Consider the following 19,008-nt stretch of genomic DNA (forward strand, 5'->3'; position numbering starts at 1 on the left):
AAGAAGTTGTCTTTAATAGAATTAAAAAAGACAACTTTTTTTACATCAAAACTTAAAATTTTATTAAAAATATTTAATGGTGTATTAGCGAATAAACCATTAATGTTCAATTTATCTTACAATATTGATTTTGCTTGTATCGGTGTTGATAATATAACAGATGTCTTGGTAGAACCTATTTTCTTTATAGTATCAATCACGTTTTCTAATTCATACATATCTTTTACAATAACTTTTAAAAGTAAGCAATCATCACCTGTTATGTGGTGACATTCTACAATTCTAGGGTCCTTTCCAGCAGACTCAATGAATTCTGTATATCCATTACTTGGAAGAGATATGTGAATAAACGCTTTTATAACTCTACCTAATGAATCTGGATTAACAATTGCTTTATATCCTTCTATAACACCAGATTCTTCTAATCTCTTGACTCTTTCTGAAACTGCAGGAGAAGTTAAACCAACTATTTTTCCTAAGTCCTTCATAGAAATTCTCCCATCATCCTGTAAAATTTCTATGATTCTGTAATCTGTAACATCCATAAATAAACAGTCCCCCTTAAATAAAAATAATTAATGCCTATAAAACTTTTTTAGAATCTATCATTTTTGTTTTTAAATACCAAAGATCTCTAGATAAATCAACCTTGTAAATGTGTGGATTCGAAAGTCTTTTGTATTGTTCCCAGATAGTACTTAATTCATATTGTACATGATTTCTTATTTCAAGAACAGGTTTTTTATTATATTTGCATATTCCTTTTATATACAATGGCTTAAGAAGCTCTTTAACTTTATAATTTGTAAACGTCTTCGTTTTCCATGTATATGTAGGATGGAAGATTTCTAAAGGTTTAGATTCATCTATAACTTCATCATGTAACATAATTAAATCTGCCTCTGCTTTATTGTCCTCGTTATATATTCTTATAACTTTCTTGTAACCAGGATTATTTATTTTTTCTGGATTTTCAGAAATCTTTATCTTAGGCTCAAGCGTTCCTTTTTCACAAGATGCAGCTAATTTGTAAACTCCTCCAAGAGAAGGTGAATCGAAAGATGTAATGAGTTTCGTACCTACTCCCCATGAATTTATAGTAGCTCCTTCTGCCTTAAGTGATGTTATAGTGTATTCATCAAGGTCATTAGATGCAGTTATACTAATATCTGAAAAACCAGCACTATCGAGTTGTTTCTTTGCTTCTTTAGATAGATAAGCTAAATCTCCAGAGTCTAGTCTTATACCCATAGGTTTGTATCCTTTTTCAGAAATATTTTTGAAGACTTTTATTGCGTTAGGTACACCACTATTTAATACATCATAAGTATCCACAAGTAGTAGGCATTTATCTGGATAAACATCAGCATATGCTTGGAATGCTTCAAGCTCAGTATCAAATTTTTGTACCCAACTATGAGCATGTGTACCAATTATAGGAACATCAAACATCTTTCCAGCTAATACGTTTGCAGTTCCAGAACAGCCACCAATTACAGCAGCTCTAGCTCCATATATACCTGCATCTGGACCTTGTGCACGACGTAATCCAAATTCAAGTACAGTATCTCCTTGAGCTGCAAAGCAAACTCTAGATGCTTTCGTAGCAATAAGAGATTGAAAATTGACTATTGTCAACAATGCTGTTTCAATAAGTTGAGCTTGATACAAGGGTGCTTTAACAGTAATCAATGGCTCATTAGGGAACATTATAGTCCCTTCTTCAACAGCATAAATATCTCCTGTAAACTTAAACTCTTTCAAAAATTTTAAAAACTTGTCAGAAAATAAATTTAAGCTTTTTAAGTACTCCAAATCTTCATCTGAAAAATGAAGGTTATCTATGTATTCAACAACCTGATCAATACCACAAACTATAGTATACCCTCCATCACAAGCGTTTTTTCTAAAAAACATATCGAATACAACAATGTCTTCGTGAATATTTTTTTCAAAATAGCCATTTAACATAGTAAGCTGATATAAATCAGTAAGAAGTGTTAGATTTCTCATTATTTCTCTCCTTAATTATTATTAAATATTAAAAATTATAAAAACTCCCACACTTATACTAAAACATAATATAGTACAACTTTCAAGTATAAAGTATTACCTAACTATCATAAAATTATTTAAAGAGGAGGTTGATTATAATAGGAAAAATATGGTTTTACATGGTATCAATAGGAATAATAGGAAGTTTGATTTCTAAAAATATGGGAGAATTAAATAAAGTTATATTGAGTGAAACATCAAAAGGTATAGAATTTGCAATAAGTCTAGCTGGTATTATGGCACTCTGGATGGGTATAATGAATATTGCAAAAGAGTCAGGCTTGATTGAAAAAATAGGTCAGAAATTAAATCCTATAATGAGAAGATTGTTTCCTTCTATTCCAAAAGGTCACAAAGCAATGTCTTATATAGTTATGAATATTGCCTTGAACATGTTGGGTGCTGGTAATGGTGCAACAGCATTTGGCTTAAAAGCAATGAGTGAGCTTCAGACTTTAAATAACAAAAAAGATACAGCTACCAATGATATGATTATGTTTATGGTAATAAACATATCATCTATACAGATAATTCCATTTACTATAATTAAATTAAGAATGGATATGGGAGCTCAAAACCCAAGTGAAATAATTTTTACAACTTTATTTGCAACCATAATATCTACAGCAATAGCAATAATAACATGTAAATTTTTTCAAAGAAGATATAGATAAAGGGGATGTAGATATATGGAAGTATTTTCAAACTTACTTATACCAGTAATAATTTTGTACATAGTAGTTTATGGTAAATATAAAAAAATAGATGTATATGATAGTTTTGTAAAAGGAGCAATTGATGGTTTAAAGGCTGCATGGGATATTTTACCTTATATAATAGGTATATTTTTAGCAATAGGAATATTTAAAACTGGTAAAGGCCTTGATATGTTAGAATGGTTATTTACACCAATAGCAAATATGATGAGTATACCAAAAGAATTAATAGGTTTAATAAGTGTAAAACCTTTATCTGGAAGTGGTGCCTTGGGAATGTATAGCGAACTTGCACATAGAGTTGGAATAGGCAGTTTAGTAGAAAAAATGGGTGCTACAATTGTAGGCTCTTCTGAGACTATTTTTTATACAATGGCAATCTATTATGGGAGTTTAAAGATAAAAAATACTAGACATACATTGTCATGCGCTATGATTAGTCATGTTGCAGGAGTTATAGCAGCAGTTTTTATTTGCTATGTAATATTTGTATAATTTGTTGACAATGTGGGAAAAATTTTATAATATAGTGATTATATAGAAATAAATTGTAATATGAATTATAAGCTATGAAAAGAAGAGTAGATAAGGATTTTTTCTATCAGAGAGCTAGGTTAGGTGAAAGCTAGTGTAAAAAGATTTATTGAAGATGGTCTTGGAGCTTTTTATCTGAGCATATATGCTAGGGTAAAACGGTTGGGCACGTTATAGTCTACTAAGGTATCTATAAAGTTAATTTCTACATTTCATGTGAAACATAATCGTTATAGATGAATTAGGGTGGTACCGTGAATAATCTCGCCCCTATGTTAAATCATAGGAGGCGATTTTTTATTATTTTAAATGAAATATATATAATTATGAACGATAAAAAATTAGGAGGTAAGTAATATGAGCAAACCGAGTTTTTATGTAACAACACCAATATACTATCCAAGTGGAGGATTACACATAGGTCATACTTACTCAACAGTAGCTGCAGATACAATAGCTAGATTTAAACGTTTCTGTGGATATGATGTAAAGTTTTTGACAGGAACAGATGAACATGGTGAAAAAATACAAAAGAAAGCAATAGAACAAGGAATGTCAGAAATAGAATACCTTGATGGAATGATAAAAGATATAAAAGCATTATGGAATACTATGGATATATCTTATGACGATTTTATAAGAACAACAGAAAAAAGACATACAGATATAATACAAAAAATATTTACTAAGTTATATGAACAAGGTGATATATACAAAGGAGAGTATGAAGGTAGATATTGTACTCCTTGTGAGAGTTTCTGGACAGAATCACAGCTATTAGAAGGAAACAAATGTCCTGATTGTGGAAGAGAAACATACTTAGTAAAAGAAGAATCTTATTTCTTTAGACTATCTAAATATGAAGATAGATTAAAAGAGTTATTTAAAGACGATAGTTTCTGTTTCCCAGCTGCTAGAAAAAATGAAATGGTGGCAAATTTCTTAGATAAAGGGCTAGAAGATTTAAGTGTAACAAGAACAACTTTTGACTGGGGAATAAAAGTTCCTTTTGATGAAAAGCATGTAATTTATGTATGGGTAGATGCTTTATGTAACTATATAACAGCATTAGGATATATGACAGATAATGATGAAGAATTTAAAAAATATTGGCCTGCAAATGTTCAAATAGTAGGTAAAGAGATAGTGAGATTCCATACAATAATATGGCCAGCACTTTTAATGGCTTTAGGTTTAGAAGTTCCAAAACAAGTATTTGGTCATGGATGGATATTGTTTGCTGATGATAAAATGAGTAAATCAAAGGGTAATGTTGTTTATCCAGAGCCAATAATAGAAAGATATGGAATAGATACTCTTAAATATTTCTTATTAAGAGAGTTTGCATTTGGTCAAGATGGAAGTTATACTCATAGAAATTTTGTAACAAGAATAAATTATGACCTAGCAAATGATTTAGGAAACTTAGTAAGTAGAACTGTAGCAATGGTTGAAAAATACAACGGTGGTATAATACCAACAGTAAAAACTTCAACTGATTTTGATGCTGATTTAAAAGAGCAAGCTGTATCAACTAGAGAAAATTTTGAGGCTGAAATGGATAAAATGCAATTCCATGAAGCATTAGAGAGTGTATGGAAACTAGTTAGAAGAACTAATAAATATATAGATGAGACTATGCCTTGGGTACTTGCTAAAGATGAAAGTAAAAAAGATGAATTAGATACAGTTTTATATAATTTATGTGAATCTATAAGAATAATTGCAACACTAATAAATCCTATAATGAATGAAACTGCTAATAAGATATATGCACATATAGGAATAAAAGGTAAAGATGATATAACTACATGGGAAAGCACAAAGACATTTGGTCTTATTGGAGAAAATGTAAAAGTGTTTAAAGGCGAACCTTTATTCCCAAGACTAGATGTAGAAAAAGAAATAGAAGAATTAACTAAAATGTTTTCTGGGAAACCTCCAGTAGAAGAAAAACCTTTAGAGCATAAAGAAGAAATTACTATTGATGATTTGGATAAAATAGAGCTTAGAGTAGGAAAAATAATAAGTTGTGAAAAGCATCCAAAAGCAAATAAATTATTAGTATCACAAGTTAAGATTGGACCAGAAACAAGACAAATAGTGTCTGGAATAGCTGAATACTATAAACCAGAAGATTTAGTTGGTAAAGAGGTTACAGTGGTATGTAACTTAAAACCAGTTAAGTTAAGAGGTGTAGAATCTCAAGGGATGATATTAGCAGCAGGATATGATGGTGACCCTTATGTTCTACCATTTACACAAGGTGCCAAGGATGGATGCGAGGTTCGCTAATAGGCAATTAAACAGTAAGGAGATAAAAAATGTTATTTGACTCACATGCACATTTAAATGATGAAAGTTTTGATGAAGATAGAGATGAACTTATTGGTTCATTAAAAGAAAAAGGTGTAGATCTGGTTGTAAATCCAGGAGCAGATATAGAAACTTCTATAACAGCAATTGAACTATCAAAAAAATATGACTTTATATATTCGGCAGTTGGGGTACATCCACATGATGTATCAAAACTAGATGATACAGCAATAGACACTCTAAGAAGACTTGCAACTGAAAATGAAAAGGTTGTGGCTATAGGAGAGATTGGGTTAGATTATTATTATGATTATTCTCCAAGAGAAGAGCAAAAAGAGTGGTTTAAGAAACAAATTGAACTAGCTAATGAGTTAAAGCTTCCAATAATAATACATGATAGAGATGCACATGCGGATACTTTTGAGATAATAAAAAACACTAAGAGTCCTGAAATAGGTTGTGTGCTTCATTGTTATAGTGGTAATGTGGAATTAGCTAGAGAATATGTTAAAATGGGATGCTATATATCAATTCCAGGAACAGTTACTTTTAAAAATAATAAAAAAACTAGAGAAGTTGTAAGAGAGATACCTCTAGAAAGACTGTTTATAGAAACTGATTCACCATATATGTCACCAGAACCACATAGAGGAAAGAGAAATAATCCTTCTCAAGTAGCTTTTGTTGCAGATAAAATAGCTCAAGAAAAAGGAATATCTTATGAGGAAGTGTGTAAAATTACTAAAGAAAATGCGAAGAAGTTCTTTAATATAAAATAAGTAAATTAAAAATAAAATTTACAATTATACAAAAATAATAGTTATAAATATAGAAAAAGCATACCATTCAGTTTGAATGGTATGCTTTTTTTATTTGTAATATTATAATTTTTTATTAGTTTTACAACATACTTCTTAACATTGTTAAAAAAGAATTTACAAGATATTCACTAGAATTAACTCAAACATAATATCCATTTAACTTAGATTGTATATTATATTCTTAGAAATAAGTAAATAAAGGAAAGATTAAGGAGGCAAAATTTTGCATACAGTTGATAGTACTAAGATATTGATAAATATGAACTATGAGAAATTAGAGCAAATATATTTAATGATAAAAAATACATCAAGCATTTCTATAATTAAAGCCCCTAGCTTAGCTACAGTGATGGTGAGAGCCAACGAAAGTGTAAAAAATACTACATTTAATTTAGGAGAAATACTAGTTACAGAGTGTAGTGTTAAGGTAGATGAAAGCTTAGGTTATGGTATAGTTGCAGAAAATAATGAAAAAAAAGTTATTTGCTTGGCAACTATAGATGCAGTTTTACATAGCAATAATAATAAATTTGATGAATTAAAGAACTACATAAATAAAAGTATCTGTGAAGAAAGTTTAAGATATGAGCAAGAACTTATTAATGAATTTAGTTTAATTAATAAAACAAAAGTCCAATTCAATACTATGGATTAAGTAGGAGGAGAATCATGGTAAGTTACACGCAAGAAATATATAGAAAGTTGCTAGATAGTGCTTCATTTCCTGGGAAATTAAATAACATCAATAATATAAATATAGAAAATAATACAAAATTATCAAATGGAGCAATTGGTATAGCAATTACTTTATTAGACCAAGAAGTTACCTTCTATATAGAAAACTGTACTAAAGAAGATATAAAAAATATAAGAGCGCTGACAATGTCAAACCAAGTAAATTACAATAAATCAGATTATCTGTTTTTAGATATTAATTCAGAATTAGATATACTACAAATTAAAATAGGTTCTTTTGAATATCCTGATGAAAGTACAACTATAATACACCAAGTAAATGAACTATCAACAGATTATAAAGATAAATTCATAAGACTTTATTTAAGTGGTCCTGGTATAAAATCTAAAAAGAATTTATATATAGATGGAGTTAAACAAGAATTCTTAGAAAGATTACTTATGATAAATAAAGACTATCCGACAGGGTCAGATTTGATTTTAATAGATAACAAAGGAGAACTTGCATTTATACCAAGGTCATCAAAATTAAGTTGGGAGGTATTATAATAATGGCTTATGTGGCAGTTAAAGGTGGAGAAGAAGCTATATTACAGGCTAAAAATATACTTGAATTTTATAGAATAAAAGGAGAAAGCCTACCAATAGATGTAAAACAAATTAAAGAGCAAATGTCTTATGCTGTGGACAAAGTGATTTCTGAAGGAAGTCTATACAATAAGGAATTATCTGCATTAGCTATAAAACAGGCTCAAGGTGATATATTAGAAGCATCTTTCTATATAAGAGCATTAAGGTCAACAATGCCTAGAGTAACCTATTCAGAACCTATAAATACAGAAGAAATGAGAATAGGTAGAAGAATATCAGCTACATTTAAAGATATACCAGGAGGGCAGTATCTTGGAGCAACTAGAGATTATGAAAATAGAATACTAAATGTAGAGTTGCTTAAAGAAGATGAAGAAAAAAATAGAGATTTTAAAGCTAACTATATAAATGACTTAGAAAAAGTGAATGAAATACCTAAATTCACAAAAGTATCTAATATATTTAGAAAAGAGAATTTGTTGGAAGAGGATACTTATGAAGATAAATTAGAAGAAGTAATAGATGATATTACAAGAAACAGCCTAAGATTTCCAGTTTCTAGGTCAGCTAAATTGCAGGCACTTACTAGAGGTGAAAGTGGAGCCGTATCAGGGTTTGCTTATTCTATTGTAAGAGGTTTTGGTGATGAACATCCATATATAAGTGAACTTAGGACAGGAGATGTATATATAAAAATAAAACATCCTATTTATGAAGATGAGCAAATAACAATCGGAGAAATGTTAGTTACTGAGTGTGAAATAGTATCAAAAGCATCACAAAGTAAGTCTGAAAATTCTAAAAATAAATCGGGAGATATAAATAAAATGTCTTTAGGATATGGTCTTTGTATGGGAAATAATGAAAATAAGGCTATATCTATGGCTATACTAGATAAATCTTTGGAACCAAATAGTGAAAAATTAGCCCAAGATGAAGAATTTGTATTACTTCATATAGATGGTATAGATTCATTAGGGTTTATATCTCACTTTAAGCTTCCTCACTATGTAGATTTTAAAGCAGATGTAGAAAGAATAAAATAGGATATGGAGGGAAATTAAGTGATATATAACTATGGTTTTTTAGATGAAAATACAAAAAAAGAAATCCGAAGAAAAATACTAAAAGCAGTTTCAATACCTGGTTATCAAGTACCTTTTGGTTCAAGAGAATTACCTATTGCTAAGGGATGGGGGACTGGAGGACTACAACTAACCCTATCATTGCTTGGTGAAAGTGATGTAGTAAAAGTGATTGACCAAGGAAGTGATGATTCTACAAATGCTTGTAATATAAGAAATTTTATTTCAAGTGTAAGTAATGTAGAAACTACAAAAGATACATTAAAATCTACATTGATTCAAACAAGACATAGAATACCAGAAGAAAAATTAATGTCTAATCAAATACTGATATTTCAAGTGCCAATACCAGAGACACTTAGAATAGTAGAGCCTAGTGAAGTAGAGACAAGAAGAATGCATTCAGAAGAAGATTATAGTAGGATGTGGGTATATCTGTATGAAGATATAGTTAAATTTGATGATATATCAATAGCAGCAGAGTATCCATGTAAAGTAAATGATAGATATTTAATGAATCCATCGCCAATACCAAGATTTGATATAAAGAAATTAAACATGTCAGATAACTTATTTTTATTTGGTGCAGGTAGAGAAAAGAGAATATACGCTATACCTCCATACACAAAGGTAGAACCTTTAGAATTTGATGACTATAAATTTGAAGAGGAAAAATTTGAAGGAAAACATTGTAGTTTATGTAAAAGTTCAAATACATTTCTAGATGAAGTATATGATGGTGATACTAATGAAAAGTACTATAGCTGTTCTGATACAAGTTATTGTGAAAAAGTTAGGTTAAGAAATGATGGCGTAGATGTGGCAATTGGAGGTGCTTGGAATGAGTAGTGCAAAACTAGGCGAAGACAAAAAAATAGAAAATATAGATAAACAAGTGTTAATAGGAAAAAATATTAATCTTATTTATGGAGATGGATGTGAAAATTGTTTTGAGAGTACAGGATATGAAAGTAATAATATATGTAAATATTGTGGTTCTATAGTTGCATGTAATAATGTAAATCTTGAACTTTATGAAGGAGAAGTTCTTGGTATTGTTGGAGAATCTGGTTCAGGAAAAAGTACATTGTTAAAGATTTTGTTTTTTCAAGAGAATGCAAATAGTGGAGAAGTGTACATGTCAAATTATGACAAGTGTACAAATATATTAGAACTCTCAGACCAAAAAAAGAGGTACATAAAGAATCATTTTATGGGTATTGTATATCAAAATCCCCACCTTGGTTTAAATTTGAATTTTAGTAGTGGTGGGAATATAGCAGAGAAATTATTAATGGCTAATATATATAATGTTGAGAAAATAAGAGATAGGGCTAAAGAGCTTCTAGTAAAGACTAATATACCTGTAGAAAGAATAGACCACAAACCGAAATATTTTAGTGGGGGAATGCAACAAAGAGTTCAAATAGCAAAAGCACTTTCTAATAATCCTCCAATACTTTTATTAGACGAAGTTACAACAGGACTGGATGTTTCTGTACAAGCTGAGGTATTAGATTTAATAAGGGAAATACAAAGAGAGCTTAAAATCTCTATGATAGTAGTATCTCATGACTTTGATGTTATAAAAATGCTTGCTGATAGGACAATTGTTATGAAAAATGGAAGTGTAATCGAATCTGGTTTAACAGACCAAATAATGGAAGACCCACAGCATCCATATACTCAGCAACTTATAAATTCACTACTATAAATAATATTTGTAAATAAGTAAAATGGGGGTTTTAAATAAAATGGAAGAAATTATACTTGAAGTAAATAATTTTAGCAAAGATTTTGAATTACATGCATTAAATAAAACTATAAAAGCGTGTAGTGAAATAAATTTTACAATTTCCAAAGGTGAATTTTTAGGAATAATAGGAAAATCTGGAGCGGGAAAGTCTACTATATTAAAAAGTATTTATAAAACATATATCCCAACGACTGGAGAAATAATATTTAACTCAGAAATATATGGAAAGATAGATTTATCTACAATTGGTGACAGAGAAATGATAAATCTTAGAAAAAAGGAAATAGGATATGTATCACAGTTTTTAAAAACACTTCCACGAATAACGGCTATTGAGCTAGTAGTACATTCTTTAATTGAGAGTGGATTTGAAAAAGATTGTGCATATGATATGGCAAAAGATATACTAACTCAGTTTGAAATAAAGGAAAACTTGTGGGATGCTTATCCGAATAATTTTTCTGGCGGAGAAAAATTAAGATTAAATCTAGCACAAGCTATGGTCAAAAAACCTAGGCTTTTGTTACTTGATGAACCAACTGCATCACTTGATAATCAATCTAAAATATACGTAAAAGAAAAAATGTTGGAACTTAAAAATCAAGGAACTACAATGATAGGGATATTTCATGATATAGAATTTATGGAGACTGTTATAGATAAAACATTTACTATGACAAAAGGCACTATAAGTGAAAGTGGGGTAGCTTAGATGGTAAAATTAATTCATAATGCAAATATTGTATTGGAAGATAAAATATTAGAAAATGGCCATTTAATTATAGAAGGAGATACAATAAAGAAAGTCTCAAATGATAAGATTGATTATTTACTAGATTTCAACGAGATAGATGAAATAATAGATGCAAAAAACTTATATGTTATACCTGGTATCATAGATATTCATAGTGATGCTATTGAAAAGGAAATAGAGCCAAGACCAAGTACATTATTACCATTTAATATGGCATTTTATGAACTAGATAAAAAACTACCTGCAAATGGAATAACAACAGTTTATCATTCTATATCTTTGGGTGATGGAGTAGGAGTTAGAAGTATTGATAATTCTTTGGAAATGATTGAAAATATCGATTCGTACAAAAATATAAATAGTAAGAATATAAATCATAAAGTTCACTTAAGGTATGAAGTGTTATACCATGAAGGTTTAGAGAATGTGTCAGAGTTGTTAGAAGAAGATAAAATAGACTATTTATCTATAATGGACCATTCTCCAGGACAAGGTCAGTATACAAATCCAAAGTTCTATAGAGAGTATGCTACTAAGGTATGGGGAGTAACAGAAAATTATGTAGATACATGGTTAGATGACTTAGTAGATTTACATGATAATTTAGATTGGAATAAAATAGCCAGTGTTATCGGAGTGGCAAAAACTAAAAATATAAATGTTGCATCACATGATGATGATACGTTAGAAAAAATGGATTTTATAAAAAATATAGGAGTTAATGTATCTGAATTTCCTATAACTCTTGAAGTTGCAAAATATTCAAAGAAATTGGGTGTTTTAACTTGTCTAGGTGCCCCAAATATTGTAAGAGGGAAATCTCATAATAACAACTTAAAGGCAATGGATGCTATATTGGAAGACTGTTGTGATATTGTTTGTTCAGACTATCTTCCATCAGCAATGATAAAGTCCATGTGCATAGTTGCACAAGAAACTAACAATCTAAATAAAGCAGTTAACCTATTTACTTCAAATCCAGCTAAAGCAGTTGGTATATATGGTGAAAGAGGTAGCATAAAAGAAAATAAAAAAGCGGATTTAGTTTTATTGGATATTGATAGTGAGTATCCAAGAGTTGTAAATACTATTGTAAATGGAAAAACAGTTTATAAAAGGGAGGTATAAAGATTGTTAACAGATTTACATTGTCATACAAGCATATCAGATAATAACTTCACTACAGAAGAAATAATTAAGAGAGCATCAGAAAATAATATAAGTGTTTTAGCAATAACAAATCATGATACATTGTCTGGATTAGATGAAGCTATCATATTGGGAGAAAATTATGGAATAACTATAATACCAGGTATAGAAATATCAGCATACGATTATAAAAACAGAAAAAGAGTTCATATCTTGGGCTATAACATAGATTTAAATAGTCAAGAAATAAAAAATTTATGTAATCCAATGGTTTGTGATAGACATAAAGCATCTGTTAAGATGGTAAATAAAATTATAGATTTAGGATATAAAATATCTCTAGAAGATGTAAAGAAATATTCATCAAAGACTGGAATATTTAAACAACATATAATGAAAGCACTTATAGATAAAGGATACACAGATAAAATATATTCAAGTTTATATAAAGAGTTGTTTCATAGAGGAAATGGTAAGGCGTATGTATCTTTAAAATATGTAGATTATAAAGATGCAATAAGAGCTATAAAAAGTTCTGGTGGAATTTGCGTACTAGCTCATCCTGGGCAAATGGACAATTTTAATGCTATTGAAGATATGGTGAATGTTGGATTAGATGGGATAGAAGTGTATCATCCATCTCACAATAAAGACTTAGAAAAAGAGTCACTTTCTTATGCTAAGAAATACAACTTAGTTGTTACAGGAGGCTCAGATTATCATGGGCTTTACTCTCAGCATGAGTGTGATCTAGGAAGTAAAAGCTTAAATAGAGAAGATTTATTTAAGTTTAGGTTAGCCTTAGGAGGGGTTTTATAAATGTCTTTTTTACAAGTTAAAGATGTAAGTAAAAGTTATGGACAAGCTAAAGTGCTAAAAGACATATCTATTGATATTGAAAAAGGAGAGTTTATTTGTTTATTGGGACCAAGTGGATGTGGGAAAAGTACATTGCTTAGGATAATTGCAGGGCTTGAAGACAAACATGATGGAAAAATAATAATAAATGATAAGGATATGACAAACTCACCACCTGAAAGTAGAAATTTTGGTATAGTTTTTCAGTCATATGCACTATTTCCAAATATGACTGTTTACAAAAACATAGCTTTTGGCTTAGAAAATAAAAATATAAATAAATCTAATATTGATAAGAAAGTTAATGAAGTTTTAGAGGTAGTAGAATTAAGTGGATATGAGAAAAAGTATCCCTCTCAATTATCAGGAGGGCAACAACAGAGAGTCGCACTAGCTCGTGCAATTGCTCTAGAGCCAGATTTTTTACTTCTTGATGAACCATTATCTGCATTGGATGCAAAAGTAAGATTGAAACTTAGGGAACAGATTAGAAGCTTACATAGAAAACTGGGTATTACTACTATAATGGTAACTCACGACCAAGAAGAGGCACTTTGCTTGGCGGATAAAATGGTTGTTATGAATAGTGGAGAAATAATACAGGTTGGGACTCCAAAAGAAATATATAAAAATCCAGAGACCCCTTTTGTAGCTGATTTTATAGGGACAATAAACTTTATAGATGATGGTATTAATAAGATAGCTATCAGACCAGAAGATATAAAAGTAGAATTTAATAGAGATTCTAAAGACAATGATATCAAAGTTGGAGAGATTTTAGATATTGAATTTAGAGGATTTAACTATAGAATTACAGTTGAGTATTGTTCTAAGAAAATAAAATTAGATATAGTTTCAAAAGTTGCAGAACAAATGAAACTATGTATAGGGTCTAAAATAAATTTTAAAATTCCCAAAGAAGGAATTGTAGAATATAAATCAGAGGGATGTGCTTAATAGCTAGGGGTGAATAAATGATAACAACAAAAAACAAAAGAAGGATAAGTGATAGTACAATACAAAAATGTTTTTTAATTTTTTCGCTAATTATACTAATAGTATTTATATTGTTTCCTTTAGTATCACTATTAAAAAATGCATTTTTAGATACAAGTGGAAACTTCATAGGTATTTCAAATTTTAGTAAATATGCTGAAAATCCAAGTCTTATAGCATCATTTAAAAATTCAATTTTTGTATCTACAGTTTCATCTTTAATATCACTATGTTTAGCATTTATCTATTCATATGCAATAACAAGAACAAATATAAAATTTAAGAATTTTTTTAAAACTATGGGAATGTTTCCCCTTTTTGCACCAACTATGTTATATGGTATTTCACTTATATACCTGTTTGGAAATAAAGGAATATTTACAACAATGGGATTTGAGATACCATTATATGGACCATTAGGAATAATTGTCTCTCAAATACTGTTTACATTTCCACAAGCTTTTTTAATACTATCCGTTGCTCTTTCAATGGCAGATTATAGACTTTATGAAGCCGCCGATAGTTTAGGGGCTAGTGATTTTAAAAAGTTTTTTAAAATTACAATTCCAGGCATAAAGTACTCACTAGTAAGCTCCTTCTTTGTATCCTTTATACTTGCATTTACAGACTTTGGAGCAGCAAAAGTAGTCGGAGGAAACTATAATGTGTTAGCTACAGATATATATAAGCAAGTAGTGGGGCAGTTTAACATACCAATGGGAGCAACTGTTTCTATGGTAATGTTGATTCCTGTACTAATAGCTTTTACATTAGACAAGGTGGCAAGTAAAAAACAAGGAATGACTATAACAGCAAAATCTATGCCTTATAAAATTAAAGAAAACAAATTTAGAGATAGCGTATTTTTAATAGCATGTAGTTTTATAACTTTATTAATCTTCATTTTGATATTTGTTTCAGTTATAGGTTCAGTCATAAAATTATGGCCATATAACCTAAGTTTTACAATGGAACATTATACATTTAAAGGTATTTTAGGAAGCGGATTAAAAACCTATTTAAGCAGTTTAAAAATATCAACATTAACAGCTATATTTGGAACTATATTTGTGTTTTTTAGTGCATACATGATAGAAAAAGTAGATAAGTTTCCACGATTAAGACAAACAGCTTACTTTTTATCTATGATACCAATGGCATTACCAGGTCTAGTGCTAGGAATATCATATATAACTTTTTTTAACTCAGCAAGTAATCCACTAAATTTCCTATATGGTGGTACAGCTATACTTGTCATAGTAAATATAGTACATTTTTACTCTGTTTGCTTTATAACTTCAAATTCGTCACTAAAAATGTTGGATAGAGAGTATGAGTTAGTTGCAAAATCTATAAATATTCCCTTTTATAAAGTGTTTTTCAACATCACAGTACCAATGTCTATAACATCAATACTTGAGATAGTAGTATATTATTTTGTAAATTCAATGGTTACTGTTTCAGCATTAATATTTTTATATACTCCTCAGACTCAGACTGCATCAATATCCATATTGAAGTTAGATGAGATAGGATATATAGGACCATCAGCAGCTATGGCAGTATTAGTGCTTTTAACAAATATAATAGTAAGACTTTGCTATGAATTCGTAACAAAAAAATTAAAAAATAATACACAAAAATGGCAACAAAAAGATGTTGCATAGGGGAGGTAAAGATGAAATTTAAGAAGCTAGTTTCTTTAGGAGTATTATCAACACTTTTATTGAGTGTAATAACAGGATGTAGTACTGCTTCATCAGGTGGAGATTCAAAGTCTGATAGTAAAACAAAAGGTGATTTAACAGTTTACACAGCAATCGAAGAAGACAGTATAGACCCATATTTAGCTACATTTAAAGAAAAATACCCAGATATTAAATTAAATGTTGTTAGAGCATCAACAGGAGATATAACAGCAAGACTATTAGCAGAAAAAGATAATCCTCAAGCAGATATTGTATGGGGGATTGCTGCCACAAGCTTGCTAGTTGCAGATGACCAAGGAATGTTAGAACCATACGCTCCAGAAGGGTCTGATAAGATAGACCCTGCATTTAAAGATGATAAAGAAGTACCTTCATGGGTTGGAATAGATGCTTGGATGACAGGTATAACAGTAAATACTAAAGAATTAAAAGATAAAAATATACCAGTTCCTAGTTCTTATGAAGATTTGATAAAGCCAGAATATAAAGGTCTTATATCTATGCCTAATCCATCTTCTTCTGGTACAGGATATTTAACGGTATCAGCGCTTATACAAATTATGGGAGAAGAAAAAGCATGGCAGTATATGGATAAGTTACATGAAAATATTGGTGTATATACTCAATCAGGTTCAGCTCCAGCTACATCAGCAGCTTCAGGAGAGTATCCTATAGGGATATCTTTTGGATACAGAGGCATAAAATTAAAAGAAGAAGGTTATCCAGTAGAAGTAGTATTTCCAAAAGAAGGTTCTGGATGGGATATAGAAGCAAATGCTCTTGTAAAAAAAGATAATATAAAAGAAGCTTCTAAGGTATTTTTAGATTGGGCAATAAGTAAAGATGCAATGAATGAGTATTCTAAGAACTATGCAGTTACTACAGTTGATACAGGAAATCCAATCCCAGAAGGATTCCCTAAAAAGCCATTAGAACAAATGATAGATAATGATTTAAAATCAGCAGCAAAAAATAGAGAAACTATATTAAATAAATGGATATCAAAATATGATGGAAAGACAGAAAAGGAAAGTTAAATTCATTAATAAAATCCAATAAAAAAGAGCCTAGAATATAAAATTTATATCTAGGCTCTTTTAATGTATATTTGTCCTGAGTTCTACATCTTTTTCTATAAATCATTAATATTAAAAAAGAAAATTGTATGGATGATATAATATTAATACAGGTAATGCTACATGGGACTTATTGTTGCTTATAGGTGATTCAATAGAATATAATAGTGAATATATTTATCTAGTAGGAATAAATTTTTCTTAAACTATAGATTTCTAAATAAAAATAAATAGGTTAGTGCCTTGATTAAATTAAATAAAAACCTTAAAATAAAGAGATGTAAACAAAAACTAAAAACAAATAAAAGGTGAATTTATATGATAAAAGAGATAATAGTAGTAGAGGGAAGAGATGATGTTACAGCTGTTAAGAGAGCAATAGATGCAGAACTTATAACCACAGGTGGATTTGGATTTCCAAAAGGAGTAATGGAGCGTATAAAATCAGCTAATGAAAGACGAGGAGTTATAATATTTACAGACCCAGATTTTGCAGGTGAAAAAATAAGAAAAAAAATAGCATCAGAAGTTCCAGGATGTAAACATGCGTTTTTACCAAGAGAAGAAGCTAAAAAGGATGGAGATATAGGTATAGAAAATGCTACTCCTAAAAGTATAATAGCAGCTTTAAATAAAGTTAGAACTGAAAGTACAGAGAAAAGAGATGAATTTAAACAAGTTGATTTGATTAGAAATGGTCTTATAGGAAATGAAGATGCATCATCTAGGAGAGATGCACTTGGTAAAATACTTGGGATTGGTTATGGAAATGCAAAGCAATTTTTAAATAGATTAAATAATTATGGTGTTGAAAGAGAAGAATTTATAAGTGCATTAAAACAAATTTAAATGTAAGCATGTATGATATGAAAAAAATATATAAAAAATAAATATAAAATTATGAAGTAATTTAAAATAAATTATCTTTAATAAATATTTTGCTTTAAACACATGTAAATAAGTATAATTAATAGGATAAAATCTTAAAATAAGTTAAAAAGGAGTAAACGATGGATAGACTATCTTCACACAGTGCAACGAAAGAAGTAGTACAAAAACATAATTTTAAATTTTCAAAGTCTTTAGGTCAGAATTTTTTAATAGATAGTAATATAATAGATAAAATATTGGATGGAGCTAGAGTTACAGAAGGAGATAACATAATAGAAGTAGGTCCTGGGATAGGTACACTTACTCGTGAAATGGGTAAGGTAGCAGAGAAAGTGGTAGCTATAGAAATTGATAGAAACTTAATTCCTATATTGAAAGATACCTTATCAGATTTAGAGAATATAGAAGTTATAAACCAAGATATATTAAAAGTAGATATACAAGAACTAGTAAAAGATAAATTAAATGGTGGACCAGTTAAGCTTGTAGCAAATCTTCCATATTATATAACTACACCAATAGTTATGAAATTTTTAGAAGAGGATATACCTGTAACGGATATAGTAGTTATGGTTCAAAAAGAAGTTGCAGATAGAATGAATGCTGTTCCAAGTACAAAGGATTATGGAGCATTGTCCATAGCTGTTCAGTACTATTGTGAAACAGAAATTGTAGCAAAGGCTCCAAGACATATGTTTATACCACAACCCAATGTAGATTCAACGGTTATAGGTTTACATGTCAGAGCTGAAAAGAAATATGATGTTCATAATGAAGAACTATTTTTCAAGACAGTAAAAGCATCTTTTGGACAAAGAAGGAAGACTTTACTTAATTCATTGGGAGGCCTTGGTTTTCTTAATAAGGACGAAATAAGAGAAATATTAAAAGAAGCTAATATAGATGAAAAAAGACGTGGTGAAACTCTTAGTATAGAAGAGTTTGCAGTTCTTTCAAATATAGTAAATACAAAAGTATCTTCTAAATAGGAGGTACTTTTTTTTA

19 protein-coding genes and 1 other annotated feature are annotated in these 19,008 nt (G+C 29.6%); of the genes, 17 read left to right on the top strand and 2 right to left on the bottom strand.

Going from position 1 to position 19,008, the window contains the following annotated elements:
* Positions 1 to 116 precede the first annotated feature (116 nt).
* Together JJC01_01875 and JJC01_01880 are read right to left on the bottom strand one after the other, a co-directional pair.
* Positions 117 to 545 (bottom strand): Lrp/AsnC family transcriptional regulator, encoded by a 429-nt coding sequence (locus tag JJC01_01875; protein UDN58641.1) that lies wholly within the window; start codon positions 543 to 545, stop codon positions 117 to 119.
* Between the two features lie 37 nt (positions 546 to 582).
* Positions 583 to 2,013 (bottom strand): nicotinate phosphoribosyltransferase, encoded by a 1,431-nt coding sequence (locus JJC01_01880; GenBank protein UDN58642.1) that lies wholly within the window; start codon positions 2,011 to 2,013, stop codon positions 583 to 585.
* Positions 2,014 to 2,144: 131 nt separating this feature from the next.
* Here JJC01_01880 and JJC01_01885 point away from each other — a divergent pair, with 131 nt between their 5' ends.
* The 17 genes from JJC01_01885 (at position 2,145) to rsmA (ending at position 18,992) form a co-directional block, all read left to right on the top strand.
* Entirely contained in the window at positions 2,145 to 2,729 is a 585-nt protein-coding gene (locus JJC01_01885) for a spore maturation protein (protein UDN58643.1), read from the top strand.
* 15 nt (positions 2,730 to 2,744) lie between these two features.
* Positions 2,745 to 3,266, top strand: a complete 522-nt coding sequence (locus JJC01_01890; GenBank protein UDN58644.1) for a spore maturation protein — start codon at positions 2,745 to 2,747, stop codon at positions 3,264 to 3,266.
* 65 nt (positions 3,267 to 3,331) lie between these two features.
* Positions 3,332 to 3,580: a binding site (T-box leader), on the top strand.
* Positions 3,581 to 3,662: 82 nt separating this feature from the next.
* Positions 3,663 to 5,600, top strand: coding sequence for a methionine--tRNA ligase (gene metG, locus JJC01_01895; GenBank protein UDN58645.1), 1,938 nt, complete (start codon positions 3,663 to 3,665; stop codon positions 5,598 to 5,600).
* Positions 5,601 to 5,629: 29 nt separating this feature from the next.
* The gene (locus JJC01_01900) at positions 5,630 to 6,400 is read left to right on the top strand and encodes a TatD family hydrolase (GenBank protein ID UDN58646.1); all 771 of its coding nucleotides are present in this window, start codon (positions 5,630 to 5,632) and stop codon (positions 6,398 to 6,400) included.
* 265 nt (positions 6,401 to 6,665) lie between these two features.
* Positions 6,666 to 7,097, top strand: a complete 432-nt coding sequence (phnG, locus tag JJC01_01905; protein UDN58647.1) for a phosphonate C-P lyase system protein PhnG — start codon at positions 6,666 to 6,668, stop codon at positions 7,095 to 7,097.
* A 14-nt stretch (positions 7,098 to 7,111) separates the two neighbouring features.
* A complete protein-coding gene (phnH, locus tag JJC01_01910; GenBank protein UDN58648.1) occupies positions 7,112 to 7,687 on the top strand; it encodes a phosphonate C-P lyase system protein PhnH in 576 nt (191 codons plus the stop codon).
* 2 nt (positions 7,688 to 7,689) lie between these two features.
* Entirely contained in the window at positions 7,690 to 8,775 is a 1,086-nt protein-coding gene (locus JJC01_01915) for a carbon-phosphorus lyase complex subunit PhnI (GenBank protein UDN58649.1), read from the top strand.
* An 18-nt stretch (positions 8,776 to 8,793) separates the two neighbouring features.
* On the top strand, positions 8,794 to 9,663 hold the full coding sequence (locus JJC01_01920) for an alpha-D-ribose 1-methylphosphonate 5-phosphate C-P-lyase PhnJ (GenBank protein UDN58650.1): 870 nt from the start codon (positions 8,794 to 8,796) through the stop codon (positions 9,661 to 9,663).
* On the top strand, positions 9,656 to 10,528 hold the full coding sequence (locus tag JJC01_01925) for an ATP-binding cassette domain-containing protein (protein ID UDN58651.1): 873 nt from the start codon (positions 9,656 to 9,658) through the stop codon (positions 10,526 to 10,528). The genes JJC01_01920 and JJC01_01925 overlap by 8 nt, the downstream gene beginning before the upstream one ends.
* Before the next feature lie 40 nt (positions 10,529 to 10,568).
* Positions 10,569 to 11,282 carry an ATP-binding cassette domain-containing protein gene (locus tag JJC01_01930; GenBank protein UDN58652.1) on the top strand — a complete coding sequence of 238 codons (714 nt, stop codon included), beginning with the start codon at positions 10,569 to 10,571 and terminating at the stop codon, positions 11,280 to 11,282.
* Positions 11,283 to 12,452 carry an alpha-D-ribose 1-methylphosphonate 5-triphosphate diphosphatase gene (locus tag JJC01_01935; protein UDN58653.1) on the top strand — a complete coding sequence of 390 codons (1,170 nt, stop codon included), beginning with the start codon at positions 11,283 to 11,285 and terminating at the stop codon, positions 12,450 to 12,452.
* Between the two features lie 3 nt (positions 12,453 to 12,455).
* Positions 12,456 to 13,292: a PHP domain-containing protein gene (locus JJC01_01940; GenBank protein UDN58654.1), complete on the top strand. Its 837-nt coding sequence runs from the start codon at positions 12,456 to 12,458 to the stop codon at positions 13,290 to 13,292.
* Positions 13,293 to 14,288: an ATP-binding cassette domain-containing protein gene (locus JJC01_01945; protein ID UDN58655.1), complete on the top strand. Its 996-nt coding sequence runs from the start codon at positions 13,293 to 13,295 to the stop codon at positions 14,286 to 14,288.
* Between the two features lie 17 nt (positions 14,289 to 14,305).
* Complete coding sequence (locus tag JJC01_01950) at positions 14,306 to 15,994, top strand: putative 2-aminoethylphosphonate ABC transporter permease subunit (GenBank protein ID UDN58656.1); 1,689 nt, start codon at positions 14,306 to 14,308, stop codon at positions 15,992 to 15,994.
* A gap of 11 nt (positions 15,995 to 16,005) precedes the next feature.
* Positions 16,006 to 17,073, top strand: coding sequence for a putative 2-aminoethylphosphonate ABC transporter substrate-binding protein (locus JJC01_01955; GenBank protein UDN58657.1), 1,068 nt, complete (start codon positions 16,006 to 16,008; stop codon positions 17,071 to 17,073).
* 357 nt (positions 17,074 to 17,430) lie between these two features.
* Positions 17,431 to 17,961, top strand: a complete 531-nt coding sequence (gene rnmV, locus JJC01_01960) for a ribonuclease M5 (protein ID UDN58658.1) — start codon at positions 17,431 to 17,433, stop codon at positions 17,959 to 17,961.
* Between the two features lie 161 nt (positions 17,962 to 18,122).
* Positions 18,123 to 18,992 carry a 16S rRNA (adenine(1518)-N(6)/adenine(1519)-N(6))-dimethyltransferase RsmA gene (gene rsmA, locus JJC01_01965; GenBank protein UDN58659.1) on the top strand — a complete coding sequence of 290 codons (870 nt, stop codon included), beginning with the start codon at positions 18,123 to 18,125 and terminating at the stop codon, positions 18,990 to 18,992.
* Positions 18,993 to 19,008 lie beyond the last annotated feature (16 nt).

The organism is Clostridioides sp. ES-S-0010-02, from assembly GCA_020641055.1.
GTDB lineage: Bacteria > Bacillota > Clostridia > Peptostreptococcales > Peptostreptococcaceae > Clostridioides.

Coding starts and splice junctions, on each gene's coding strand:
- JJC01_01930 (UDN58652.1), top strand. CDS start 10,569: ATGGAAGAAATTATACTTGAAGTAAATAATTTTAGCAAAGATTTTGAA.
- JJC01_01875 (UDN58641.1), bottom strand. CDS start 545: ATGGATGTTACAGATTACAGAATCATAGAAATTTTACAGGATGATGGG.
- JJC01_01955 (UDN58657.1), top strand. CDS start 16,006: ATGAAATTTAAGAAGCTAGTTTCTTTAGGAGTATTATCAACACTTTTA.
- JJC01_01945 (UDN58655.1), top strand. CDS start 13,293: ATGTCTTTTTTACAAGTTAAAGATGTAAGTAAAAGTTATGGACAAGCT.
- JJC01_01915 (UDN58649.1), top strand. CDS start 7,690: ATGGCTTATGTGGCAGTTAAAGGTGGAGAAGAAGCTATATTACAGGCT.
- JJC01_01925 (UDN58651.1), top strand. CDS start 9,656: ATGAGTAGTGCAAAACTAGGCGAAGACAAAAAAATAGAAAATATAGAT.
- JJC01_01950 (UDN58656.1), top strand. CDS start 14,306: ATGATAACAACAAAAAACAAAAGAAGGATAAGTGATAGTACAATACAA.
- JJC01_01900 (UDN58646.1), top strand. CDS start 5,630: ATGTTATTTGACTCACATGCACATTTAAATGATGAAAGTTTTGATGAA.
- rsmA (UDN58659.1), top strand. CDS start 18,123: ATGGATAGACTATCTTCACACAGTGCAACGAAAGAAGTAGTACAAAAA.
- rnmV (UDN58658.1), top strand. CDS start 17,431: ATGATAAAAGAGATAATAGTAGTAGAGGGAAGAGATGATGTTACAGCT.
- JJC01_01890 (UDN58644.1), top strand. CDS start 2,745: ATGGAAGTATTTTCAAACTTACTTATACCAGTAATAATTTTGTACATA.
- phnH (UDN58648.1), top strand. CDS start 7,112: ATGGTAAGTTACACGCAAGAAATATATAGAAAGTTGCTAGATAGTGCT.
- JJC01_01935 (UDN58653.1), top strand. CDS start 11,283: ATGGTAAAATTAATTCATAATGCAAATATTGTATTGGAAGATAAAATA.
- metG (UDN58645.1), top strand. CDS start 3,663: ATGAGCAAACCGAGTTTTTATGTAACAACACCAATATACTATCCAAGT.
- JJC01_01880 (UDN58642.1), bottom strand. CDS start 2,013: ATGAGAAATCTAACACTTCTTACTGATTTATATCAGCTTACTATGTTA.